Here is a 22231-nt window from a genome sequence, read left to right on the forward strand (position 1 = left end):
AAGATGCGTACCGATGATTTTGACTACAACCTTCCCGAGGAACTGATTGCCCAAGCTCCTGCCGAGCCGCGCGACTCCTGCCGCCTGCTGGTGGTGGATCGCAAGGGCTCCCAGGCGGGAACGCCGCTGGAGCACGGCGGTACCGTTGAGCACCGCATCTTCCGCGACATCATCGACTATATCGAGCCTGGCGATGTGCTCGTCATCAACAAGACGCGCGTGATGCCGGCCCGCCTGATCGGTCGCAAGGAGGGCTCGGGCGGCGTGGTCGAGACGCTGCTGCTCAAGCGCCGCGAAGATGTTGACCCGCTGGGCCACGTTTGGGAGTGCCTGGTCAAGCCGGGTAAGCGCCTGAAGCCCGGTGCTCAGATTGAGTATCGTGCGGGCGGCGCCCATGCGCCCGAGGGGGCTCCCGTGGTGCTGACGGCCGAGGTCATCGACTTTGTCACCGATAGCCGCGGCGGCCGCCTGGTGCGTTTTGAGCCGGCCGGTTGCAATGCCGCCGGCGAGCCGCGCACGCTCGACGAGGCCATCCATGCTGCCGGCCACGTGCCGCTGCCGCCCTACATTACCGATTACGAGGGCGATCCCGAGAAGTACCAGACCGTCTACGCCATGAAAGAGGAACACTCGGCTGCAGCTCCCACGGCGGGTCTGCACTTTACTTCCGAGCTCATGGCCGCTATCGAGGCCAAGGGTGCGAAGTTTGCCGCCGTCGAGCTCGAGGTGGGCATCGATACCTTCCGCTTGGTGGAGGAGGACGACCCCACGCAGCACGTCATGCACACCGAGCGCTACCACGTGTCGCAGGAAGTTGTCGACGCCGTGCATAAGGCGAAAGCCGAGGGTCATCGTGTGATCGCCGTCGGCACTACCGCGGTGCGCTCGCTCGAGAGCGCGTTTGACGCAGAAGCCCCGGTGTTCGATCCGGCCGTGACGGCGCGCTATTTTGAAGGCCGCGAGGACGGAGCCGACACGCTTGGCCGCGGTGACATCGTGGTGCGCGAGAACGCCACGACGCAGCTCTACCTCATGCCCGGCTCGACCTATCACGTGGTAGACGCGCTGATCACGAACTTCCACGTGCCGCGCTCCACGCTCATGATGCTCGTGAGCGCACTTGCCACCCGCGACCAGATCATGGATGCCTACGCTGCTGCTATCGAAGAACGTTACCGCTTCTTCAGCTTCGGCGACGCGATGCTCATTCAGTAGGTTACGGCGTTTTACAAACGCCGTAACCGGCCGACGCTGCGCGGGCCGCATTTGGACAATCTGACGTTCAACTTCAAGGGCGCGACCAGAAGGTCAGCGCCCTTTCGTTTCACGTCACCTTGTCTCAAATGCGACCCGCTCGCTGACTCTGCCATAACATCGGCGTTTGCGTTGCTGGCGAAAAGTAGTCGTTGGGGACGTTCTTATAGTCGTTGGGGACGTTCTTAAACGACTACTTGCTTGCGAACAGCCAGATTGCGATGATCACCAGGATTGCGGCGACGATGCAGACGATGGCGCCGGTGAATTTGATGCGTGAGTCGCGGGTACGCTCGCGCACCGCGTCCTCGGTGGCTTCGAGCTGGGTAACCTCTCGCTCGGTCTCGGCGTGTTCGGCTTTGTCTCGGGCCAAGGATCCTGCAAGCGACTCAGTAATCTCTGGGTGGTCGTGTACTTCGGTCGCCTGTTCGATGATCGACTGCGCATGTGCGGCATCTGCTTGGGCGTTGGCGATGCTCTGCTCTTGGTCGCGGCGTGTCTTGTCCTCGGCGGCGATCTTCTCGCGCAGTTCGCGCTGACGCGTTGCAGCGGCGGATTTTGCGGTCTGCAGCTCGTCGCGCGCGGCATCGGCCTCTGCCGTCACGGCCTGATGGGCTCGCTTGGCGTCGGCGATGGGGGCTTGCGCCTGCTCGACGGCCTGCTCGGCTGCGGCAAGTGAGTGCTCAAGGTCGGCGGTGATGCGCGGGACATCTTCTTCGGCTTTACGCAGGGCATCTGCCGTGTCGGAGATCTGCATCGAGAGCTCGCTGGTGCGCACCGTATAGTTGGCGGGATTTGCCGAGGGATTGCGTTGCAGCTCGGCATACTCATGACGCAGCGTCTCGAGCTGGGCGCGCGTGGCGTCGACGGTTTGTTGTGCGGCCGCAATGCCGGCGTCTCGCTCGGCCTTCACCTTGTCGCGGATACGCTTGGAATCCTCAAGACGTCGAACGAGGCGGTTGCCGGTATCGCGAGAGCTCGCCTCGCGGGCCTCCACGGCATCGAGCGCAGCCTTCAGGCAGAGCTCAGTCGCGTCATCCTCTGTCTTCATTTGTTCGAACTGACCCTTGAGCTCTGTCGCTTTGGCGGCGTGGGCATCACGGTCAATCTCGGCTGCCGCAGCGGTCTTTTGCGCTGTGGCGATCGCCTGACGCTGGTCGGCGACGATCTGGTCGTAGCGGCCTCCGATATCCTGGCGCGTCTCGAGTTCCTCGGCCTGATCGGCAATGCGCTGCTCAAGTTCGGTCAGATGGGCGCGGGCATCGGCAAGTGCCTTTTTCGCGGCGTTCATCTCGCGCATGGCCGAGGCGCCCTGGGCGATAAAGGTGCCCACGGCGTTCGCGGTGTTCGAGATAGCGGTCCCCAGATCGCGACTCGCGGCGGGGGAGTGGGGGACGGTCGGGCGAGCGGTGCCGGCAGCGTCCGCATCGGCAGCCTGCGGCACGGCGATATTGCCGGTACCGCCCTCGATCACAGAAAAGCCTGCTGCGTGCGGATCGACCGCATCGGCGCCAATCGTGGGATGTTCGAGCTGCAGAAACGAGGGCATGGTACTGCCTTGGTCGGCAACCGGAGTCTCGCCGGGCACAAAGGTCGAGGCCGCCTCGGCGGCCTCCTCTTCTTCGGCATCAATATCGGCATCGGCCACGGCGTCTTTCATCGCTTTGACAGCATCCATCATGGAGTCCATGACGGCATCGAGCTCTTCTTCCGAAGAGACCTCGATGGGGCCCGCTGCTTGCGGGACGTCGTCCTGTACAGGGGCGTCGTCCTGAGCGGGCGCATCGTCGTTTTGCTCATCGGCGTTTTCTGCGGCAGGGGTTTCCGCCGTAGTGCTTTCGTCCAAGATGGGGTCGTCGATGTCGATACCATCGCAGGTTACAACGTCAGTATCTGCGATGACGTCTGCGGAATCATCAATATGCTGTTGAGTCTGGGGGTCCAGCTCGTCTGTCATAGGCATGTGCTCCTCATCGTTGTTTGTCACCCTATGATAAAGTTTCGCGCCGACATCCCACGCGCCGCAGCAAAGTTTCAAAACGTGTTCGATGGCTCGATTTGATAACAATAACTCGGCCGTTTTATCCAGTTTGTACTTGACAATCCCTTCGCCGAACGACGTGGTGCCGTTCGCCTACCGCGGTCTTTTATTTTCGCTTGAACACGCTAAAGTTGCATCTCAGCTTTTGGCGCGTGAAGTTGGATACGCGCAGTCGGCGGGCGTGCCCGTCGCGATTTGAAAGGACTTTGTATGGGACTTTTCACTGGTAAGACCGTGATCGTCACCGGCGGCGGCAAGGCCACGCTTAAGGACGGCTCCGCTGGTTCCATCGGCTACGGCATCGATATCGCATTTGCCAAGGAGGGCGCGAACCTCGTCATCACCGGCCGCAACGTCGCCAAGCTCGAGGCTGCCAAGGAATCCCTCGAGGCCGAGTACGGCGTCAAGGTTCTGCCTGTTCAGGCCGATGTCTCGGCTGGCCAGGACAACGAGGCCGTCGTCCAGAACGTCATCGACAAGGCCATTGAGGAGTTCGGCCGCATCGACGCCGTCGTCAACAATGCTCAGGCCAGCGCCTCGGGCGTGACCATCGCCGATCACACCATGGACCAGTTTAACCTGGCCATTTACTCCGGTCTGTATGCTACCTATCTGTACATGCAGAAGGCCTATCCGCACCTGAAGGAGACCAAGGGCTCCGTGGTCAACTTTGCCTCGGGCGCCGGCCTGTTTGGCAACTATGGCCAGTGCAGCTATGCTGCCGCCAAGGAGGGCATCCGCGGCCTGACCCGCGTTGCCGCCAACGAGTGGGGCAAGGACGGCATCAACGTCAATATCGTTTGCCCGCTTGCTTGGACCGCTGCGCTCGAGAACTTCCAAGATGCCTATCCCGAGGCGTTCAAGGACAACGTCCACATGCCGCCGGCGGGTCACTACGGCGACGTCGAGAAGGAAATCGGCCGCGTTGTCGTTCAGCTCTGCGGTCCCGACTTTAAGTACATGAACGGTGATACCGTCACCCTCGAGGGTGGCATGGGCCAGCGTCCTTAGGGGTTACGCGGTTTTACCAAACCGCGTAACGGCTCGACGCTGCGCGGGCCGCATTTGGACAATCTGACGTTCAACTTCAAGGGCGCGACCAGAAGGTCAGCGCCCTTTCGTTTCACGTCACCTTGTCTCAAATGCGGCCCGCTCGCTGACTTATGCTCAACCTGCGGCGCCATTTTGCTTGAAGGCACCTTGCTCGATCTGGCGGGTTTTCGCCGTCGGAAATGATCCGTTGGGGACGGAGGAAAACGGATCATTTTTATCCTGGTGCATTGGTGCAGGGGGGCAGGTTTCCTTTGCACCAGTTTCTGTCGAGTCGGTGCTCCTTGCGGGTTGCCCGTATAATGGTTTGCGTATGAACCGCAACCAAGGAGTTCCAGTTTATGGACCAGAGCCTTTTTAAATTCGACCTGATCGCCGAGGACCCGACGACGCACGCGCGTGCCGGCGTACTGCACACCCCGCACGGCGATATCGAGACGCCGATCTTTATGCCCGTGGGCACCAAGGCAAACGTCAAGGGTATTCCTACCGAGACCGTCAAACAGCTCGGTGCCCAGATCGTGCTTGCCAACACCTATCACCTGTCCATGCGTCCCGGCGAGGACACCATTGCCGAGCTGGGCGGCCTGCACAAGTTTATGAACTGGCACGGCCCCATTCTTACCGACTCGGGCGGCTTCCAGGTGTTCAGCCACAACGACGCCGTCAAGCTCACCGACGAGGGCGTGCGCTTTATCGTCAACGATTACGACGGCCGCCACGTGTTCTGGACGCCCGAGGACAACATGGAAATCGCCATGAAGCTCGGCTCCGATATCTGCATGCAGCTCGACCAGTGCCCGGGCTATCCCGCCACGCGCGCCTACGTCGAGCGCGCCGTTGAGCTGTCGAGTATGTGGGCCGAGCGCTGCTATAAGGCGCATACCCGCGATGACCAGGCGCTCTTTGGCATCGTCCAAGGCGGCATGCACCTGGACCTGCGCCTGCGCTCGCTGCGCCATCTGGAGGAGTGCGGCGACTTCCCGGGTTACGGCATCGGCGGCTATTCGGTGGGCGAAGACCACGAGACCATGTTCGAGACGCTGGCGCCGCTGGTTTCCGAGTACATGCCTAAGCACAAGCCGCGCTACCTCATGGGCGTCGGCAACCCTACCACGCTCGTGCGCGGCGTTGGCGTGGGCATCGACATGTTCGACTGCGTGCTGCCGACGCGCACCGGCCGCATGGGTACGGCGTTCTCCAGTGAAGGTCGCCTTAACTTCCGCAACGCGCGCTTTGCGCACGACGACGGCCCTATCGACCCCACCTGCACCTGCCCGGTGTGCACGGGCGGCTACAGCCGTGCGCTCATCCGTCACATGGTCACGCAGAAGGAGATGCTCGGCGGTATTCTGCTGTCGATGCACAACATTTACTACCTGCTCAACCTTATGCAGCGTGCCCGTCAGGCCATTATCGAGGGCCGCTACGGCGCGTTTGTGAGCGACTGGATGAACAGTCCTGCGGCGGTGGATTACTAAGAGCCGCGACCGCTGACCGATGCCTTGCAAGCACTTGATGCATCGTGGGTACCATACCGAATAGTTGATGTTCGGGCGGGTGTTTGACGCATGGCGTCGACCCCGCCCGTTTCTATTTTCGATAGGAGTGCCCATGATTAAGAATGAGAACGTCGAGGGCGAGCCGGCTTACGACGAGACGTACCGGCGCGGTCCCGTGGTCATGCGCGGCCCCATGATTCCCAAGGACAACACCTACGCCAACCTGCTGGCACCCGAGGACTCGACCGACTGGTTGCACACCGACCCCTGGCGCGTGCTGCGCATTCAGGCAGAGTTCGTCGATGGCTTTGGCGCGCTTGCCGAGCTTGGTCCTGCGGTGACCATCTTCGGCAGTGCCCGCACGCCCAAGACAGATCCGCTCTACAAGGCGGCTCGCACGGTCGGTCGCAAAATCGCCCAACGCGGCGTGGCGGTTATCACCGGCGGTGGCCCCGGCGTCATGGAGGCGGCCAACAGGGGAGCGGCGAGCGTGAACGGCAAGTCGGTCGGCTTGGGTATCGAGCTTCCGCACGAACACGGGCTCAACAAATACGTGAACCTCGGCATGGATTTTCGTTACTTCTTTGTGCGCAAGACCATGTTCGTCAAATACAGCTCGGGCGCCATCGTGTTTCCCGGCGGCTTTGGCACGCTCGACGAGATGTTCGAGGTGCTCACGCTGGTGCAAACGCACAAGGTCAAGCGCATGCCGCTTGTGCTGGTAGGCAGCGAGTACTGGCAGGGCCTATTCGACTGGCTTAACGGTCCGGTGCTGGACGCCGGTATGATCAGCCCGCTCGATCCCGAGCTCGTGCACATCACCGACGACCTCAACGAGGCCGTCGACATTGCCCTGAGCGGGCTGATGTAGAGTAGGTAAAATGGGATGGGCTAAAAAGACTGGTCTGAAACGTTTGATACCAGTCTTTTTAGCCCCGTCCCAAATGAACTGCTTCTAAGTTGTGGTGGAATAGGGATTGATTTGCGGCTGATAAGCCAAAAACAGTCCCTATTCCACCGCAAGTGGTATGGGTAGCCCTAATTGGCGGGTTGGTAGCAGGGGCAGTAGCTGATGGCGATGGCGTCGACGCCTACGTGGGTGGCGATGGTGCAGCCGATGGGGCCGGTGCCGGCGTCTACGTAATCCTGACCCGCGAGTGCCTCGTTGACAAGCTCCTGCTCCTCGGCGGCGCCGGTCGTGAGCACGCGCACGCTGGAGCCCGGATACTCGGCCAAAAATGCGAGGCAATCGGCCATGGTGCTGGTAACGATGCGCTTGGCACCGCGGCCCTTTTTTATGGCCTTGATCTCGCCCGATTTCCACTCCGGCGAAACGGCCAGGCGAATGTTGAGCATTTGCGTGAGCTGGCCGGCGAGCTTGGGCGCGCGGCCGTTCTTAACGAGATTCTCGAGCGTGCGGGGAATCAGCAGCAGGTGGGCGTCGGGCAGCGTCGCGCGGATCTGCGCCTCGGTCTCGTCCAGGCTGCGGCCGTCCTCGCGCATGGCCAGCGCGTACTCCACCAGCAGGCCCTCGGCGCCCGAGCCAGTGCGCGAGTCGATGCAGCGCACGTCGAGCTCGTGCGTTTCGGCCGTCAGGCTGGCGTTGGCATAGCAGGCGGACCACTCGCTGCACAGCGAGATAAAGATGGCGCTATCGTGGCCGTCGGCGCGCACGCGGTCAAAGAGTTCCTTGAACTCGCCGGCACTCGGCTGCGAGGTGTGCGGCAGCTGCTCGGAGCCGGCCATGCGGGCGACGTACTCTTGGGCGGTAATCTGCACCTGGTCGAGCAGGTCCTCGCCCTCGATAATCACATGCAGCGGAATCACGTAAATGCCGAGCTCTTGGGCGCGGGCGGGGGAGATGTCCGACGTGGAGTCGGTTATGATGGCAAAAGACATAATTGCACCTTTCGTTGGGGCGCGACGGCGCCGCCTTCTGAGAGCAAAGTGCGACAAGTATAGTGGAGTCGTTCCACATTTCTAGGTTCAATTGTTGAATAGTCAACAGTTTGAAGTGTCGGTGTGGAAATCGTCAACTGGGGAAGAGGGATGCCGATGGAGGCGCTGGAGATATGCAAGCGGCCGGTCGTGCTGTTTGATTTTGATGGCACGGTGGCCGATACGGGTCGGGCGGTGATGACCTCGACGCGCAAGACGCTGGCTGCACGCGGGTTTTCGGAGGCGCAGATGGGTGACCTGCGTCGCATGATCGGGCCGCCCCTGTGGAAGAGTTTTCACGACTTTTATGGCTTCTCCCGCGAGGAGTCGCTTGTGGTGGCCGACGAGTACCGCGCCTTTTTTGACGAGCTGGGACCGGAGGAGTATCCCGTGTTTGACGGGATCCCCGAGCTGCTGGATGGGTTGGTCGCCCAGGGCAAGCGCTTGGCCGTGGCGACGTCGCGCATGGAGGCAAAGTGCGTTGACATGGTGGGAGAGCTGGGACTTTCTCAGTTTGAGGCGGTGGTTGGCATGAATCCGCCGCAGGGGCGCGAGACCAAGGCCGATTCGGTCCGCGACGCGTTGGCGGCCTTGGGTGCGGCCGCGGGCGATGCCGTGATGATCGGCGATCGCTTTAACGACGTCGAGGGCGCGCACGCGATGAGCGTGCCGTGCATTGGTATCTATTCGGGCGCGGCGGCGCCGGGCGAGCACGAGGCGGCGGGTGCCGATGCAGTGGTGCACTCGGTGGCCGAGCTTGCTAAACTTTTCGCTATATAAGTATTTGATGTGAGGGGCGGGCACGCTCGCCGCTCATTGGTAAGGAGGTCGTCCATGAATCAGGTGGAGCAGAGCGTTGCCGAGTATGTCGACGAGGTCTGGGAGGATGTCGTCGCCGATATCGAGCAGCTGGTGAGTTATCCGTCCGTGGCAGTTTCTGCCGATGCGGAGCCCGGCGCGCCGTTTGGCCGCCCGGTCCGTGACGCGCTCGATTGCGCGCTCGGCATCGCGCAGAAGCTCGGCTATCAGACGAGCGACGACGAGGGCTATGTGGGAATCGCCGATATCCCGGGCCGCGGCGACAAACAGCTCGCGACTATCTGCCACGTGGACGTGGTTCCCGCCGGCCCTGGCTGGAACACCGACCCGTTCACCATGGAGCGCCGCGAGGGCTGGCTGCTCGGTCGCGGCGTGATTGACGACAAGGGCCCGGCGGTATTGTCACTCTACGCCGGCGCCTACTTGCTCAAGCACGGCATTGTTCCGCGCTACACCTTCCGCGCGCTGCTGGGCTGCGATGAGGAAGTGGGCATGTCCGACGTTCACCATTATCTGGAAAATCACGCAGACCCCGACTTTTTGTTTACGCCCGATGCCGAGTTCCCGGTCTGCAATGCCGAGAAGGGCCAGTTTGGGGCGACGTTCGTGAGCCCCAAGATCGACGGCGGGCGCATCGTGTCGTGGAGCGGCTCCGAGGCGAGCAATGCCATTCCGTCGCAGTCCATCTGCGAGCTCGCGATTGCCGCCGATGAGCTGCCTGCGCCGGTCGAGAACGCCGATCGTCTGGAGATCACGGCACTTGATAATGGCCATGCGCAGATTTTCGCCCACGGTATCGGTGGCCATGCTTCGATGCCCGAGGGAACGATCAATGCCGTCGGCCTGATCGTGTCGTATCTGCGCGAGGCCGAGGACGCGTTTGGTGCACGCGACGAGCGCCTGCTGACGCCTGCCGAGCATGAGTTCGTCAAGTTCCTGGCCTTTGTGCATGCGGATGCCTATGGCCGCGGCCTGGGTATCGATGCGACGAGTCCGGCGTTTGGCCCGCTTACCTGCAACGCTGGCGTCATCCGCGTGGCGGATGGCCATATTGAGCAGGTCATCGACGTGCGCTTCCCCGACAGCACGAGTGCCGATACCATCCGCGAGCAGCTCGACCCGCTCGTGGGCCGTTTTGGCGTGACGTGTCAGCTGGGTCGCGCTAAGGTGCCGTTCTCGGTGTCTGCCGACGATCCGGCCGTGAAGGCGCTTATTGATACCTATAACGAGTTTACGGGCAAGCATGCTGAGCCCTTTGCTATGGGCGGCGGCACGTACGCGCGCAACTTTGCCCGCGCCGTCTCGTTTGGCCCCGAGGAGACCGGCCTGGAGCTGCCCGAGTGGGGCGGCCAGATGCACGGTCCCAACGAGTGCGCCAACGAGGACCAGCTCAAGCAGGCGCTCAAGATTTACATCGTGGCCATCCTGCGCCTCAACGAACTTGAGCTGTAGGGCTTCCCCAGGCACCCGACCTTGCCCCTCAAACCGTCGCTTGCGTACCAAAGTACGCGGCGCTCCTCTTTCGGGGCAATCTCGGGCACCTGGGAAACCCCTATATCCTGCTTGGATACAAACTTGCATTACGAGCCCGGTGCTTCGGCCCGGGCTTTTTCTGCTGCGGTGGGGTAGTCATTGGGGACGTTCCTTTGGTGTAAAAGGTGCGCCATGTTCGGCGCTGGATTGTTATCCGTTTGTAAAGGCTGGGCAGAGCTTGCGGTAATGGTCTATCAATAGCCCGTAAGAAACCGCAGATAAGGCGGTCGTCGCCCGCTCGAGGCCGTATCTTTCCAAACAGCAAAGCGGGCGGGGTGCCCGCGAGTCGCATGTATGAAAGGAAGATCATGCTCGATCAGGCTTATTCTCGTCGTCAGTTCCTCGGCCTCGCTGGTGGTCTTGCCAGCATCGTCGGTCTCGGTCTCGTTGGTTGCGGCGGCTCCGGCGCATCCGACGCCGCCGACAAGGGTAGCGCCGCTGCTGCCGAGTCCGTCTCCGGCGAGGTGACCTACGACGGCGCCTCCTCGTTCCAGGCTCTCGTCGAGGCCGCTGCCGAGAAGTTCATGGATGCCAACCCGGACGTCTCCGTCTCCGGCTCGGGTAACGGTTCGGGCAAGGGCCTGACCGCTGTTGCCGCCGGCACCGTCACCATCGGCAACTCCGACGTCTTCGCCGAGACCAAACTCGAGGCCGACCAGGTCAAGAAGCTCGTCGACCACGAGGTTGCCGTCGTGGGCATGGGCCCCGTCGTCTCCAAGAACGTGACGGTCGACGACCTGTCCCTCGAGCAGCTCAAGGGCATCTTCTCCGGCCAGATCACCAACTGGAAGGAGGTCGGCGGCGACGACGCCAAGATCGTCGTCCTCAACCGCAAGGCCGGCTCCGGTACTCGCGCCACCTTCGAGGCTGCCGTCTTTGGCGACGAGGCTGTCGACTTTAAGGGCGACGCCGAACTCGACAAGTCCGGCGACGTCCAGACTCAGATGGGCAGCACCGACAACGCCATCTCCTACCTCGACTTCTCGCACTTCGACGACTCCAAGTTCAACGCCATCAAGGTCGAGGGCGTGGAGCCCAAGAGCAAGAACGTCACCGACGACTCCTTCAAGATCTGGGCTACCGAGCACATGTACTGCGCCAAGGACGCAGACGAGGCCACCAAGGCCTTCCTGGACTTTATGCTTTCCGACGACGTCCAGGGCAAGCTTGTCGAGGAGCAGGGCTTCATCCCCGTCTCTGCCATGAAGGTCGTCAAGGACGCCAGCGGTAAGGTCTCCGCTAAATAGGTAATCGCCCCCGGAAAGGTTTGCAATGGCAAAACAGCTGCCAAAGCGCGACCTTGAGAACGTGGGCCTGGGCGTCACGGGCGCGTGCGTAGCGCTCGTGACGCTTGTTGTTGCCGCGCTTATCTTCATGGTCGCCCAAAAGGGCCTCTCGGCTTTTGTTAAGGATGGCGTTTCGGTCGTCGAGTTCTTCACTGGTACCAAGTGGGACCTGGCTAACACAGCCGAAAACGGTCTGCCTTACACCGGCGCCCTGCCCCTGATTGTCACCTCGTTTGCGGTCATGGTGCTCTCCACGCTCATCGCGCTGCCCATCGCCATCGGCTCCGCCATCTTTGCGGTCGAGATCCAACCCAAATTTGGTTCCAAGGTCTTTCAGCCGCTTATTGAGCTTTTGACCGGCATTCCCTCGGTCGTCTTTGGACTGATTGGCTTTCACGTGGTCGTCGGCCTTATGAAGAGCGTTTTCCACGTGAGCACGGGTCTGGGCATCTTGCCCGGCGCCATCGTGCTGGCCGTCATGATCCTGCCGACCATGACCACGCTTTCGGTCGATGGCCTGCGTGCCGTGCCCGATAGCTACCGTCAGGGCTCGCTCGCGCTGGGCTACACCCGCTGGCAGACCATCTGGCACGTGGTGCTCAAGTCCGCAATGCCGTCGCTCATGACCGCGGTCATCCTTGGCATGACCCGCGCCTTTGGCGAAACGCTCGCCGTACGCATGGTTATCGGCGGCATCGAGGCCATGCCGACGTCGCTGCTGTCGCCGGCCTCGACCATCACCACCACGCTCACCACGTCCATGGCGGTCTATGCCGAGGGTTCGGCCCAGGACGATGTTCTGTGGGCGCTCGGCCTGCTGTTGATGGGCATGAGCCTCATCTTCATCCTGATCATCCATCTCATTGGCCGCAAGGGGGCGAAGGCTCGTGGCTAGCACGCGCATCCATATCGACGAGGCGAGACTCGGGCGTGTCCAAAAGCAGGACCGCATTGCCACGGGCGTGCTGACGGCGATCGTTGCCATCGTCATGCTCATCGTCGTCTCCATGGTGGCCTATATCCTGTTCGAGGGCATCTCGACGCTGTTCCAGCCGGGATTTCTCACGCAGCCCGCGCGCGCCAACGGAACCCAGGGCGGCGTGCTCTACCAGCTGTTCGACTCGTTCTATCTGTTGCTGATCACTCTGGTCATCTCGGTACCCATCAGCCTGGGCGGAGCGGTCTTCCTGGTTGAGTACGCGCCGAACGGCCCTATCCGCGACATCGCTTCCACCGCCATCGAGACGCTGTCCTCGCTGCCTTCGATCGTCGTCGGCATGTTCGGCTTTCTGGTGTTCTCGGTGCAGCTGGGCTGGAAGTACTCCATCATCTCCGGCGCCGTCGCGCTCACCATGTTCAATATCCCCATCCTGGTACGCGTGATTCAGCAGGCGCTCGAGGACGTACCGCAGGCCCAGCGCGATGCGTGCCTGGCCATGGGCCTCACCCGTTGGGAGGCCACGCTGCATATCCTAATCCCCGAGGCCATGCCCGCCATCGTGACCGGCATCGTGCTTTCGGCCGGCCGTGTGTTTGGCGAGGCCGCGGCACTGCTCTTTACCTCGGGCATGAGCTCGCCGGTTCGCCTGAACTTCTTGAGCTTTAACCTGTCGAGCCCCACCTGCGCCTGGAACGTGTTCCGCCCTGGCGAGTCGCTCGCCGTGCACATCTACAAGATCTATGGCGAAGGCGGCCCCGAGGCCCAGCAGATTGTTTGGGGCACCGCGGCGCTGCTGATGATTTGCGTGCTGCTGTTTAACGTAATCGCCCGCATTGTGGGCAAGCAACTGGCAAGGAAGATGACGGCCGAATGAGCGAGATGAATGTAACGCCCGCAACCGAAGCGGCATCGTCCGAGACCCAGGACTTCCTGTCGAGCGTGGGGGAGAACGAGAAGCGCGTGCGCGTGAGCGGCAAGGCCGTGAGCGACGAGGTCGTGCTCTCCACCAAGGACGTCAACGTGTACTATGGCGACCACCATGCGCTGCACAATACGTCGCTCGACTTCCACAAGGGCGAGATCACGGCGCTCATTGGGCCTTCGGGCTGCGGTAAGTCGACCTTCTTGCGTAGCCTCAACCTCATGAATCGCGAGATTCGCGGCTGCCGCGTGGAAGGCGAGATCAACTACCGCGGGCGCAACGTGAACACCAAGACCGAAAACACCTACGAGCTGCGCCGCTCCATTGGCATGGTGTTTCAGCAGCCCAACCCTTTTCGCAAGTCCATTCGCGACAACATCACGTTTGCGCCCAAGCGCCACGGTATCACTGACCGCGACGAGCTCGACCGCATGGTCGAGGAGAGTCTGCGCGGCGCGGCGCTGTGGGACGAGGTCAAGGACAAGCTCGACAAGAGCGCCTATGCGCTTTCGGGTGGTCAGCAGCAGCGCCTGTGCATCGCGCGCACGCTGGCGCTCAACCCCGACGTGATTCTGTTCGACGAGCCCTGCTCGGCGCTCGATCCCATCTCGACGCTGGCGATCGAGGACCTCATGTCGTCGATTGTGGCCGAGCGCGCCATCGTCATCGTGACGCACAACATGGAGCAGGCATCGCGTGTGTCCAACCGCACGGCGTTCTTCTACATGGGCGATATGGTCGAATACGACGAGACTGACGAGATTTTCCAACGGCCCAAGGACAAGCGGCTGAATGATTACCTCACCGGCATGTTCTCCTAGTCCGGGACATGCTTGAGGCCCGCGGCGGCCACGGTTGCCGCGGGACTGATTGGAGAGGCGGGTCATCTCTTGTGGGAGATGGCCCGCCTTTTTGCTCTGCGACCGAAACGACCGCCACAAAGGGGACAGGCGCCTTCGTGGTGGTTTGGGGTGGGGCTCGCTGCTATCATGGACAACGTTGAATTTCTACGAAGGAGCAGGGCATATGGCGATTCTTTTGGGATGCGATTCCGTCAGCCTAGAGTTTCCCACCAAGCATATTTTCGATAGCGTGACGCTCGGCGTGGGCGAGGGCGACCGCATTGGTATTGTCGGCAAAAACGGCGACGGCAAGTCGACGCTGCTGAGCGTGCTCGCCGGCACGCTGGAGCCCGATGACGGGCGCGTGACGCACCGTCGCGGCACCACGATCGGTCTGCTCGGCCAAAAGGACAACTTGGTCGATACCGACACCGTGCATCATGCCGTCGTGGGCGACACGCCCGAGTATGAGTGGGCGTCGAGTCCGCGTACGCGCCAGATTCTGGCTGGCCTTATTAGCGATGTGCCCTGGGAGGGCACGGTGGGCGAGCTTTCGGGCGGCCAGCGCCGTCGCGTGGACCTCGCGCGCCTGCTGATCGACGACTATGACGTGCTCATGCTCGACGAGCCCACCAATCACCTGGACATGCGCACCATCAACTGGCTCGCGCGTCACTTAAAGGCCCGCTGGCAGCGCGGTCAGGGCGCCATGCTCGTGGTCACGCACGACCGCTGGTTCTTGGACGAGGTCTGCACCAGCATGTGGGAGGTCCACGACGGCCAGGTCGATCCCTTCGAGGGCGGCTACTCCGCATATATCCTTCAGCGCGTAGAGCGCGACCGCATGGCCGCCGTCACCGAGGAGCGCCGTCGCAACATGGCACGCAAGGAGCTCGCGTGGCTGAGCCGCGGCGCCCAGGCGCGTTCCACCAAGCCCAAGTTTCGCGTTGAGGCTGCTCGCGAGCTGATCGCCGACGTGCCGCCCGTGCGTGACGAGCTGGAGCTCAAGCGCCTGGCGGTGAGCCGCCTGGGCAAGCAGGTTATCGATGTGGTCGACGTGGACGCCGGCTATGCCGATACCGACGGCGCGCCCAAGCAGGTGCTCTCCGACGTGACCTGGCTCATCGGAGCGGGCGACCGCTATGGTCTTTTGGGCGAGAACGGTGCCGGCAAGTCGACGCTGCTCGACGTGATTCAGGGCAAGATCGCGCCCCTGCGCGGCCGTGTAAAGATCGGCCAGACGGTGCGCTTTGGCGTGCTGTCGCAGCAGCTCGAGGAGCTCGAGCCCTACATGGACGACACGATCCGCGAGGTGCTCAGCAACTATAAGAAGTACTACGTCATCGACGGCAAGGAGACTTCGCCCGAGAAGCTCTGCGAGCGTCTGGGCTTTACGACGCAGCAGCTCTGGAGCCGTATTGGCGATCTTTCGGGCGGCCAGCGCCGTCGCCTGTCGCTGCTGCTGACGATCCTGGACGAACCCAACGTGCTTATCCTGGACGAGCCCGGTAACGACCTGGATACCGACATGCTGGCGATTGTCGAGGACCTGCTCGACGGCTGGCCCGGCACGCTGATTCTGGTGACGCACGACCGCTTCTTGATGGAGCGCGTGACCGACCAGCAGTGGGCGCTGCTCGACGGCCACCTGACGCATATGCCCGGCGGCGTGGACCAGTACCTGCGCCTGTGCAACGCTACCGCCGAGGGCGAGCCCGTGGGCGCACCGAGTGCCAAGACCGGCGCGTTCGACACCGGTGCCGCGGCAGCTGCGGCCGAAAAGCCCAAGTCGAGCGGTCAGTCCAACGGCCTGTCCAACGCCGAGCGTCAGAAGCTCCGCCGCGAGGTGAGCTCGCTCGAGCGCAAGATGGAGACGCAGCGCGCCCGCGTGGAGGAGGCCGAGGCCGCGATGGCCCAGGTCGATCCCACAAACTACACGGCGCTCGGCGAGCAGCAGGCAAAGATCGACGAGGCTCACGCCACCATGGACGAGCTGGAGACGGCGTGGCTCGAGGCGAGCGAAAAGCTCGAGGGCGAGGAGTAGACGAGGATGATCAAAGCCGCGTTTTTCGATATCGACGGCACGCTGCTGAGCTTTAAGACCCACCGGATTCCGGCGTCGGCGCAGCAGGTGCTCGACGGCTTTCACGAGCAGGGGATCGCGTGCGTGATCGCCACGGGCCGTCCGACCTACCAGATGCCCGATTGGCTGCTCGACTTGGGATGGGATGCGTACATTACGCTTTCGGGCCAGCACTGTTTTGATGCCAAGGGCGTTTATCGCAGCTGCCCGATCGATCCGGACGACGTCGCGGTGATTGTGGACCAGGTGGCGCAGGGGTGCTACGACTCGCTGTGCATGCAGGGCGAGAACTCGTTTGTGAACCGTCTGTCCGAGCGCGTGGTGACGGCCGGCAGCAACGCGGGAATCGTCTACCACGAGGAGCCGTTTGAGCACGCGTTTGACGCACCGGTCTACCAGTTTTGCGCCTTTGTGGACCCGGCCGACGAGCATACCGTGACCGATGCGGTGTCGCATTCGCTCACCACGCGCTGGTGCGACCTGTTCTGCGACATTATTCCCGCTAACGGCGGCAAGGACCTGGGCGTGGCGGCGACGCTCGAGCGGCTTGGTATCGACGCGAGCGAGGCGATTGCCTTTGGCGACGGCGAGAACGACCTGTCGATGTTTGCCGCCGTGGGCACAAGTGTGGCCATGGGCAACGCGCAGGACACGGTGAAAGCTGCAGCGACCTATGTGACGACCGCCGTGGACGACGATGGCATCTACAACGCCGCGAAGCACTTTGGACTGTTATAACTGCGGCTCGGCACTTAGGGATGCTCCTTTTCTGCCGGCAGCTGGGGGACACTCCTTGCGGGGCGTCCCCATTTTGTTTTCGTCCCGCACGTTTTGTGAAACACGGCTAACTTTTAGACAAAGTAGTAAGACATGGGCAACTTTTGCGGTAAAGTTAGCCGTGGAAAGTATCCAAAGGCTAACTAGCAATCATCGCGAAAGGCGGCCCATGGCCCTACGTGAATCCGGAGAAGACTATCTCGAATCGATCTACGTTCTGTCGCAACGTCAGGGCATCGTGCGCTCGATCGACGTTGCGGAGTACCTTGGCGTAACTAAGGCAAGCGTTTCAAAAGCTATGGCGACGTTGGAGAACAACGGCTACGTCGAAATGGGCAAGCGAGATGTTCATCTGACGGAGCGTGGTCTGGAGGTTGCTCGTCAAATGTGGGAGCGTCATTGCTTTTTCGTGGGGCTGCTGGAGGATGCGGGTGTTTCGACTGAGGTCGCGTCGCAAGAGGGCTGCCACATGGAGCACTGCCTGAGCGAGGAGAGCTTTGAGAAGCTAAGGTCGATGTTGGGCCGGGACAGCGACCGGGACCAGTAGCCCCGCCAACTAAGTTCAACTCAGACAAGGAACCCCGCCAGCAAGCGATGCCCAAGAACCGCCAGCAACGTCATCGCAGGCCGGGACCGGGCTTGGTTTTGAAAACACTCCGCAGCGCGAGGCCCGCCTTTCCGTTGCTCCGCAGGAGCAGGAAAGACGGGCCTCATGCGCGAGGACGTTTTCAAAACCAAGCCCGGTCCCGGCCGGACAGCCCACGAACGCTACAGGTTCTTGACACCCATCGCGCGCATGGCGTTCAGGATGGCGATGATCGCCACACCCACATCGCCGAACACGGCAAGCCACATGTTGGCGATGCCCAGTGCCGCAAGCACCAGAATCAGCAACTTAATGCCCAGCGCAAAGATGATGTTCTGCCAAACAATCGACATGGTCTTGCGCGCCACGCGGATCGCGCGGGAGATGTTGGACGGCTTGTCATCCATGAGCACGACGTCCGCCGCCTCAATTGCGGCGTCCGAGCCCATAGCGCCCATGGCGATGCCAACGTCTGCGCGGGTAAGCACGGGTGCGTCGTTGATACCGTCGCCGACAAAAGCGAGCTTGCCCTTGCCCGATTCTGCTGCGAGCAACGCCTCAACACGCTCGACCTTATCGCCCGGCAGCAGCTGCGCGTGGAACTCGTCGAGACTGAGTTGCTTGGTCACAGACGCCGCAACCTCCTCGCGGTCGCCCGTGAGCATGACGGTGCGCTTGACGCCGGCGGCGTGTAGGTCGCGAATCGTTTGCTCAGCATCGGCCTTGACGGTGTCTGCAATCACGATGTGGCCGGCGTACACGCCGTCAACGAGCGCATGCAGAATTGTTCCGACGACCTCGCAATCGGGCGCTTCGACTCCGGCCGCGGCGAGCATCTTTGCGTTGCCAACGACGACGTGCTTGCCGTCGATGGTTGCCGTCACGCCATGGCCCGCGTCGTTGGTGGAGTCGCTTACGCGCTTGGGGTCGACCTCGCCCTGGTAGGCGACACGCACGGACTGCGCGATGGGGTGATCGGAGAACGACTCCGCAAGGGCTGCGACCTCGAGCAACGACTGCTCGGTATAGCCAGCCTCGGGGTGCACCGCGACCACCGAGAACGTGCCGTTGGTGAGCGTGCCGGTCTTGTCAAAGACGACGGTGTCCACATCGGCGAGCGTCTCGAGGTAGTTAGAACCCTTGATGAGGACGCCCAGCTTGGATGCGCCGCCAATACCGCCAAAGAAGCTGAGCGGGACGCTAATCACGAGCGCGCACGGGCAGCTGACGACCAGGAAGGTCAGGCCGCGCAGGATCCAGTCGGACCAGGCGCCGGTGACCAAGCCGCCGCCGAGCGCGAGTACCGCGGCAGCGCCGGTGACGGCGGGCGTGTAGACGCGGGCGAAGCGCGTGATAAAGTTCTCGGTGCGCGCCTTCTTTTCGCTGGCATTTTCCACGAGCTCCAGGACGCGTGCGACGGTGGACTCGCCAAAGGGCTTGGTGGTGCGCACGTGGATGAGGCCCGTCATGTTGATGCAGCCGCTGATGATGTCGTCGCCGGACTTGGCGGGGCGGGGGATTGACTCGCCCGTGAGAGCGGCGGTGTCGAGCTGGGTTTCGCCCTCGACGATGACGCCGTCGATAGGCACGCGCTCACCGGGCTTGACCACGATCACGGTGCCGACGGCGATGTCATCGGGGAAGACCTGCTCGAGTGTGCCGTCGGGCTGCTCGACGTTAGCGTAGTCGGGCGCGATGTCCATCATGGCGCTGATCGACTTGCGGCTCTTGCCCACGGCGTACGCCTGAAACAGCTCGCCGACCTGGTAGAACAGCATGACGGCGGCGCCTTCGGCCATGTGCGGGTCGGTATCGGGGAAGAGCACCATGGCAAACGCGCCGATGGTCGCGACGGCCATGAGGAAGCTCTCGTCGAAGGCCTTGCCGCGGCGGATGTTATTGAATGCCTTTTGCAGTACGTCGTAGCCGGCAATCAAAAACGGCACGAGGAACAGCACAAAGCTGGCGTAGATGTCGCCCGGGGTGCCGAATGCGGCAGTGAGGGTGCCGAGCTCATCGAGGGCGTACACCACGGCAAAAATGCCCAGCGCTACCAGGATGCGGTTGCGCTTATGCTCGAGTGATTCTTTTTTCTTGCGCTTCTTCTTTTTCTTTTTGGGGTCGGCGGTGGCCATGACTCGTATCCTCCCATTTGAATGTATGAACATTCGCTCATATAATTTCGCGAGCAAAGGCCGCAGCAAGCGCGGCCTTGCAGGTTGGCGTAAACCTTGGCTAGAGAATGATCTCGCAGTCCGGCTCGGCGTCGGCGGTGAACTCCACAACGCGGTCGAGGACCTCGTCGAACTCGGCGTCATCGGCCTCGAGCGTCAACTTCTGGGTCATAAAGTTGACCGAAACGGATTTGACGCCCTCGAGCTTGGCCAACTCGTCCTGAAGCTCGCGCGCACAGTTGGCGCAATCGATCTCATCGAGCTTGTACTGCTTTTTCATGGTGGGTTCCTTTCCCGTTTTTGCGGCTTGGGTGCAGGCCGCGCTGGTACCGTGGTTGGTTGCTATTCGCAGATATGGCTCATGCCCTGGTTGAGCATGGTGTAGACGTGGTCGTCGGCGAGCGAGTAGAGGATATTGCGCCCGTCGCGCCGGAATTTAACCAGGTGCGACTGCTTGAGTGTGCGCAGCTGGTGCGACACCGCGGACTGCGAGGTTTCGGTCGCTTCGGCGATGTCTGCCACGCAGAGCTCGCGGCCCATGAGGGCGTAAAGGATCTTGATACGCGTGGTGTCGCTGAAGACCTTGAACAGGTCGGCGAGGTCGTAGAGAAGCTCCTCGTCGGGAAGGTCCTCGGGCGAGCAGGTGGTGGGGATTACTGGCTCGGTGGCCTCGGTGTCGGGTTTCGTTTCATCAACGCGGATGCTCATTGCAATATCCTTTCATATGAACATACGCTCAAATAACTTACTTCCGATTATATGAGCGTATGTTCATATGTCAATAACGTTTAAGTAATTCATCGCACAAAATGATGGGGAATAGTGGACGAGATTCCGGATTGAGCGGTTTTGATAGTCGATGCCGAGGTGGGTGCCCCCGCGCCGTGCAAAAATTGGAGTATTCTGCAACTATAGGGGGTCTGTTTATCTATTTCGGGCCAAATAAAGCCGCTCAAGAGTTATCCAAGGGCGGTAAACAGATAAGATCTTCCTCAAGTGTTGCCTAACGTTCCCGTTCGATAGCGTCTTTGTTTCTCATTTGGATTAACTTGTGGGTGCTGGAGGGCCGACCCTGCTGAATACTCGCAATTTTGCACATCGCTAGGGTACCCACCTTGTTAGCCGGTCTAGCTTCCGGCCCCGAAGATCCTGCCCTCGGGCGCGAGGCTGCTTGTTTGGGCAAATGATGGGCTGTCGGATTCGACTGTCTGCATGTCATCGATTGCTGTAACTTCATTAATTGTCGGGTCATCCAGCGTGATGCCTTCGAGTGTTGCTTTTTCGAGGTCGATTCGTTGGCGCTCTTCGGAATCCTGGCGAAGCTGCTTCTGAATTCGCCTTTTCTCTTCTATAAACCTTCTGAGCACAAACTGTCTCAGGTCCTCTTGCATGATTTGAAAGTCTTTTGGTAGACGCGAGGGGCGTACGCCCTCTTTCCGCTGGATTGCTTCCATGACCCTAACGAAAGAGCTGGCATGCATAAAGGAATAACGGCTGACGGTGATGATTCCGTATCCCATGGACGCAAGCGCATTCTTGCGTTCCTCATCGATGGCGCGGTCTTCTTCCGCGTCATGATAAAAACCGTTGTATTCAATGTCTGTGCGAGATTTCTTTAGATACGCATCCATAAAGAACTTTTTGCGTCTCGTGAGATTCTTTGCGGCGGCGGTGACCTGCACCTCGTAATCGGTCTCAATTCCCTTAATACCAAGCCCTCCTTCGCTTTTGGGCAGCGTTAGCATCATGACAAATGCCGTTTCCATGGGAGACCGGCATCCGTCGCGTACACATTGGATCGCCTTTCGGGCAAGGGCCAAACCGTCGCATCTGGTAATGGAATTAAAGAACTGCTTTAACCTCTCGGTCGAGGTGAGCGCGAAACGCTCGTTATAAGAGGTGGAAGAGCCGGTTCCAAGGGAGTAAGCGCTGCACAATTCAAAGTAGTACTCCACCAGTTCGCGAAAAGGGAGATAGGTGGCGGCTTGAAGTGCGCAAAGCTCAACGCCAACAATGAAGATGCCATCTTCAAGCTCTATAAAGCGTGAGTTCGAGAATCGTTTTGACGAAACGTGGCATTGACAGTTCATTGCATAGCGCGCATTCCTGCGATCAAACACCATCACCTCGAGGGAATCATTTGCGCCGAGGGAAACATCATGTTTGGTGAGCCATTCTGCGGCTGCGTCAAGGAGCGTTCCGGTGGGACATGATCCGTAAATCGCGGCAGGGTTACAGGACTCGATGCCTTTCGCAGACACCGAATGCACGGCCTGGTAGACCGCTTTTGCAGTGGTATGTGACAATACGATACTCATGGTATATATCGTGTCAGCTAATGCCGTGTTGATGGCGCTGAGTGAAAAAGTCGTTTTAGAGGTCTAACCAAATGCTGTCCAAAAGCTTGACGCAATTATGAGTTGGTATGCCCTAAATATAAGTTTTCGCAGCTTAGCTATAGCATATAACTACTCAATTGCTGCA

The 22231-nt window shown here is 61.0% G+C and carries 19 protein-coding genes; 13 read left to right on the forward strand and 6 right to left on the reverse strand.

Going from position 1 to position 22231, the window contains the following annotated elements:
• Positions 1-3 precede the first annotated feature (3 nt).
• Positions 4-1215 carry a tRNA preQ1(34) S-adenosylmethionine ribosyltransferase-isomerase QueA gene (gene queA / locus AAA021_RS02725; RefSeq protein WP_349087857.1) on the forward strand — a complete coding sequence of 404 codons (1212 nt, stop codon included), beginning with the start codon at positions 4-6 and terminating at the stop codon, positions 1213-1215.
• Between the two features lie 232 nt (positions 1216-1447).
• On the opposite strand, the gene AAA021_RS02730 is transcribed toward queA, so the two are convergent.
• Positions 1448-3211, reverse strand: coding sequence for a hypothetical protein (locus tag AAA021_RS02730; protein WP_349087859.1), 1764 nt, complete (start codon positions 3209-3211; stop codon positions 1448-1450).
• A gap of 294 nt (positions 3212-3505) precedes the next feature.
• Between AAA021_RS02730 and AAA021_RS02735 the strand changes: the two genes are divergently transcribed.
• The 3 genes from AAA021_RS02735 (at position 3506) to AAA021_RS02745 (ending at position 6718) form a co-directional block, all read left to right on the forward strand.
• Positions 3506-4306: an SDR family oxidoreductase gene (locus AAA021_RS02735; RefSeq protein WP_349087861.1), complete on the forward strand. Its 801-nt coding sequence runs from the start codon at positions 3506-3508 to the stop codon at positions 4304-4306.
• Between the two features lie 380 nt (positions 4307-4686).
• Positions 4687-5826 (forward strand): tRNA guanosine(34) transglycosylase Tgt, encoded by a 1140-nt coding sequence (gene tgt, locus AAA021_RS02740; RefSeq protein ID WP_055285790.1) that lies wholly within the window; start codon positions 4687-4689, stop codon positions 5824-5826.
• Between the two features lie 133 nt (positions 5827-5959).
• Complete coding sequence (locus AAA021_RS02745) at positions 5960-6718, forward strand: TIGR00730 family Rossman fold protein (protein ID WP_349087863.1); 759 nt, start codon at positions 5960-5962, stop codon at positions 6716-6718.
• Between the two features lie 167 nt (positions 6719-6885).
• Here AAA021_RS02745 and AAA021_RS02750 read toward each other — a convergent pair whose 3' ends face one another.
• The gene (locus AAA021_RS02750; RefSeq protein WP_349087865.1) at positions 6886-7746 is read right to left on the reverse strand and encodes a DegV family protein; all 861 of its coding nucleotides are present in this window, start codon (positions 7744-7746) and stop codon (positions 6886-6888) included.
• 156 nt (positions 7747-7902) lie between these two features.
• On the opposite strand from AAA021_RS02750, the gene AAA021_RS02755 reads away from it, so the two are divergent.
• From AAA021_RS02755 to AAA021_RS02795, 9 genes are all read left to right on the forward strand, one after another.
• The gene (locus AAA021_RS02755) at positions 7903-8565 is read left to right on the forward strand and encodes an HAD hydrolase-like protein (RefSeq protein ID WP_229028384.1); all 663 of its coding nucleotides are present in this window, start codon (positions 7903-7905) and stop codon (positions 8563-8565) included.
• Between the two features lie 54 nt (positions 8566-8619).
• Positions 8620-10056, forward strand: coding sequence for a M20 family metallopeptidase (locus tag AAA021_RS02760; protein WP_349087867.1), 1437 nt, complete (start codon positions 8620-8622; stop codon positions 10054-10056).
• A 389-nt stretch (positions 10057-10445) separates the two neighbouring features.
• Positions 10446-11384, forward strand: a complete 939-nt coding sequence (locus AAA021_RS02765; protein WP_349087870.1) for a phosphate ABC transporter substrate-binding protein — start codon at positions 10446-10448, stop codon at positions 11382-11384.
• Positions 11385-11409: 25 nt separating this feature from the next.
• Positions 11410-12318 carry a phosphate ABC transporter permease subunit PstC gene (pstC, locus tag AAA021_RS02770; protein WP_117735562.1) on the forward strand — a complete coding sequence of 303 codons (909 nt, stop codon included), beginning with the start codon at positions 11410-11412 and terminating at the stop codon, positions 12316-12318.
• On the forward strand, positions 12311-13237 hold the full coding sequence (gene pstA / locus AAA021_RS02775) for a phosphate ABC transporter permease PstA (RefSeq protein WP_349087871.1): 927 nt from the start codon (positions 12311-12313) through the stop codon (positions 13235-13237). Before pstC ends, pstA begins: the two co-directional genes overlap by 8 nt.
• Positions 13234-14106, forward strand: coding sequence for a phosphate ABC transporter ATP-binding protein PstB (gene pstB, locus AAA021_RS02780; RefSeq protein ID WP_349087872.1), 873 nt, complete (start codon positions 13234-13236; stop codon positions 14104-14106). The genes pstA and pstB overlap by 4 nt, the downstream gene beginning before the upstream one ends.
• Before the next feature lie 205 nt (positions 14107-14311).
• Positions 14312-16171 carry an ABC-F family ATP-binding cassette domain-containing protein gene (locus AAA021_RS02785; protein ID WP_349087873.1) on the forward strand — a complete coding sequence of 620 codons (1860 nt, stop codon included), beginning with the start codon at positions 14312-14314 and terminating at the stop codon, positions 16169-16171.
• 6 nt (positions 16172-16177) lie between these two features.
• Positions 16178-16948 (forward strand): Cof-type HAD-IIB family hydrolase, encoded by a 771-nt coding sequence (locus tag AAA021_RS02790; RefSeq protein WP_349087874.1) that lies wholly within the window; start codon positions 16178-16180, stop codon positions 16946-16948.
• A 208-nt stretch (positions 16949-17156) separates the two neighbouring features.
• Positions 17157-17534: a metal-dependent transcriptional regulator gene (locus tag AAA021_RS02795; RefSeq protein ID WP_349087875.1), complete on the forward strand. Its 378-nt coding sequence runs from the start codon at positions 17157-17159 to the stop codon at positions 17532-17534.
• A gap of 221 nt (positions 17535-17755) precedes the next feature.
• Here the strand turns inward: AAA021_RS02795 and AAA021_RS02800 are convergent, their stop codons facing one another.
• From AAA021_RS02800 to AAA021_RS02815, 4 genes are all read right to left on the reverse strand, one after another.
• Positions 17756-19708 (reverse strand): heavy metal translocating P-type ATPase, encoded by a 1953-nt coding sequence (locus AAA021_RS02800; RefSeq protein WP_349087876.1) that lies wholly within the window; start codon positions 19706-19708, stop codon positions 17756-17758.
• 100 nt (positions 19709-19808) lie between these two features.
• Positions 19809-20027 (reverse strand): heavy metal-associated domain-containing protein, encoded by a 219-nt coding sequence (locus tag AAA021_RS02805; RefSeq protein WP_195445857.1) that lies wholly within the window; start codon positions 20025-20027, stop codon positions 19809-19811.
• 62 nt (positions 20028-20089) lie between these two features.
• Entirely contained in the window at positions 20090-20455 is a 366-nt protein-coding gene (locus AAA021_RS02810) for a metalloregulator ArsR/SmtB family transcription factor (protein WP_082437811.1), read from the reverse strand.
• Between the two features lie 419 nt (positions 20456-20874).
• Positions 20875-22065 (reverse strand): hypothetical protein, encoded by a 1191-nt coding sequence (locus tag AAA021_RS02815; protein ID WP_055310252.1) that lies wholly within the window; start codon positions 22063-22065, stop codon positions 20875-20877.
• Between the last annotated feature and the right edge of the window lie 166 nt (positions 22066-22231).

The organism is Collinsella sp. CLA-JM-H32 (genome assembly GCF_040098165.1).
GTDB lineage: Bacteria > Actinomycetota > Coriobacteriia > Coriobacteriales > Coriobacteriaceae > Collinsella.

Excerpts from the sequence above, each read along its gene's own strand:
- AAA021_RS02750 (WP_349087865.1), bottom strand. The coding sequence starts at position 7,746 with ATGTCTTTTGCCATCATAACCGACTCCACGTCGGACATCTCCCCCGCC.
- AAA021_RS02735 (WP_349087861.1), top strand. The coding sequence starts at position 3,506 with ATGGGACTTTTCACTGGTAAGACCGTGATCGTCACCGGCGGCGGCAAG.
- AAA021_RS02745 (WP_349087863.1), top strand. The coding sequence starts at position 5,960 with ATGATTAAGAATGAGAACGTCGAGGGCGAGCCGGCTTACGACGAGACG.
- AAA021_RS02810 (WP_082437811.1), bottom strand. The coding sequence starts at position 20,455 with ATGAGCATCCGCGTTGATGAAACGAAACCCGACACCGAGGCCACCGAG.
- AAA021_RS02805 (WP_195445857.1), bottom strand. The coding sequence starts at position 20,027 with ATGAAAAAGCAGTACAAGCTCGATGAGATCGATTGCGCCAACTGTGCG.
- AAA021_RS02800 (WP_349087876.1), bottom strand. The coding sequence starts at position 19,708 with ATGGCCACCGCCGACCCCAAAAAGAAAAAGAAGAAGCGCAAGAAAAAA.
- AAA021_RS02815 (WP_055310252.1), bottom strand. The coding sequence starts at position 22,065 with ATGAGTATCGTATTGTCACATACCACTGCAAAAGCGGTCTACCAGGCC.
- AAA021_RS02755 (WP_229028384.1), top strand. The coding sequence starts at position 7,903 with ATGGAGGCGCTGGAGATATGCAAGCGGCCGGTCGTGCTGTTTGATTTT.
- queA (WP_349087857.1), top strand. The coding sequence starts at position 4 with ATGCGTACCGATGATTTTGACTACAACCTTCCCGAGGAACTGATTGCC.
- AAA021_RS02765 (WP_349087870.1), top strand. The coding sequence starts at position 10,446 with ATGCTCGATCAGGCTTATTCTCGTCGTCAGTTCCTCGGCCTCGCTGGT.
- AAA021_RS02795 (WP_349087875.1), top strand. The coding sequence starts at position 17,157 with ATGGCCCTACGTGAATCCGGAGAAGACTATCTCGAATCGATCTACGTT.
- AAA021_RS02785 (WP_349087873.1), top strand. The coding sequence starts at position 14,312 with ATGGCGATTCTTTTGGGATGCGATTCCGTCAGCCTAGAGTTTCCCACC.
- pstB (WP_349087872.1), top strand. The coding sequence starts at position 13,234 with ATGAGCGAGATGAATGTAACGCCCGCAACCGAAGCGGCATCGTCCGAG.
- pstC (WP_117735562.1), top strand. The coding sequence starts at position 11,410 with ATGGCAAAACAGCTGCCAAAGCGCGACCTTGAGAACGTGGGCCTGGGC.
- AAA021_RS02760 (WP_349087867.1), top strand. The coding sequence starts at position 8,620 with ATGAATCAGGTGGAGCAGAGCGTTGCCGAGTATGTCGACGAGGTCTGG.
- tgt (WP_055285790.1), top strand. The coding sequence starts at position 4,687 with ATGGACCAGAGCCTTTTTAAATTCGACCTGATCGCCGAGGACCCGACG.
- AAA021_RS02730 (WP_349087859.1), bottom strand. The coding sequence starts at position 3,211 with ATGACAGACGAGCTGGACCCCCAGACTCAACAGCATATTGATGATTCC.
- AAA021_RS02790 (WP_349087874.1), top strand. The coding sequence starts at position 16,178 with ATGATCAAAGCCGCGTTTTTCGATATCGACGGCACGCTGCTGAGCTTT.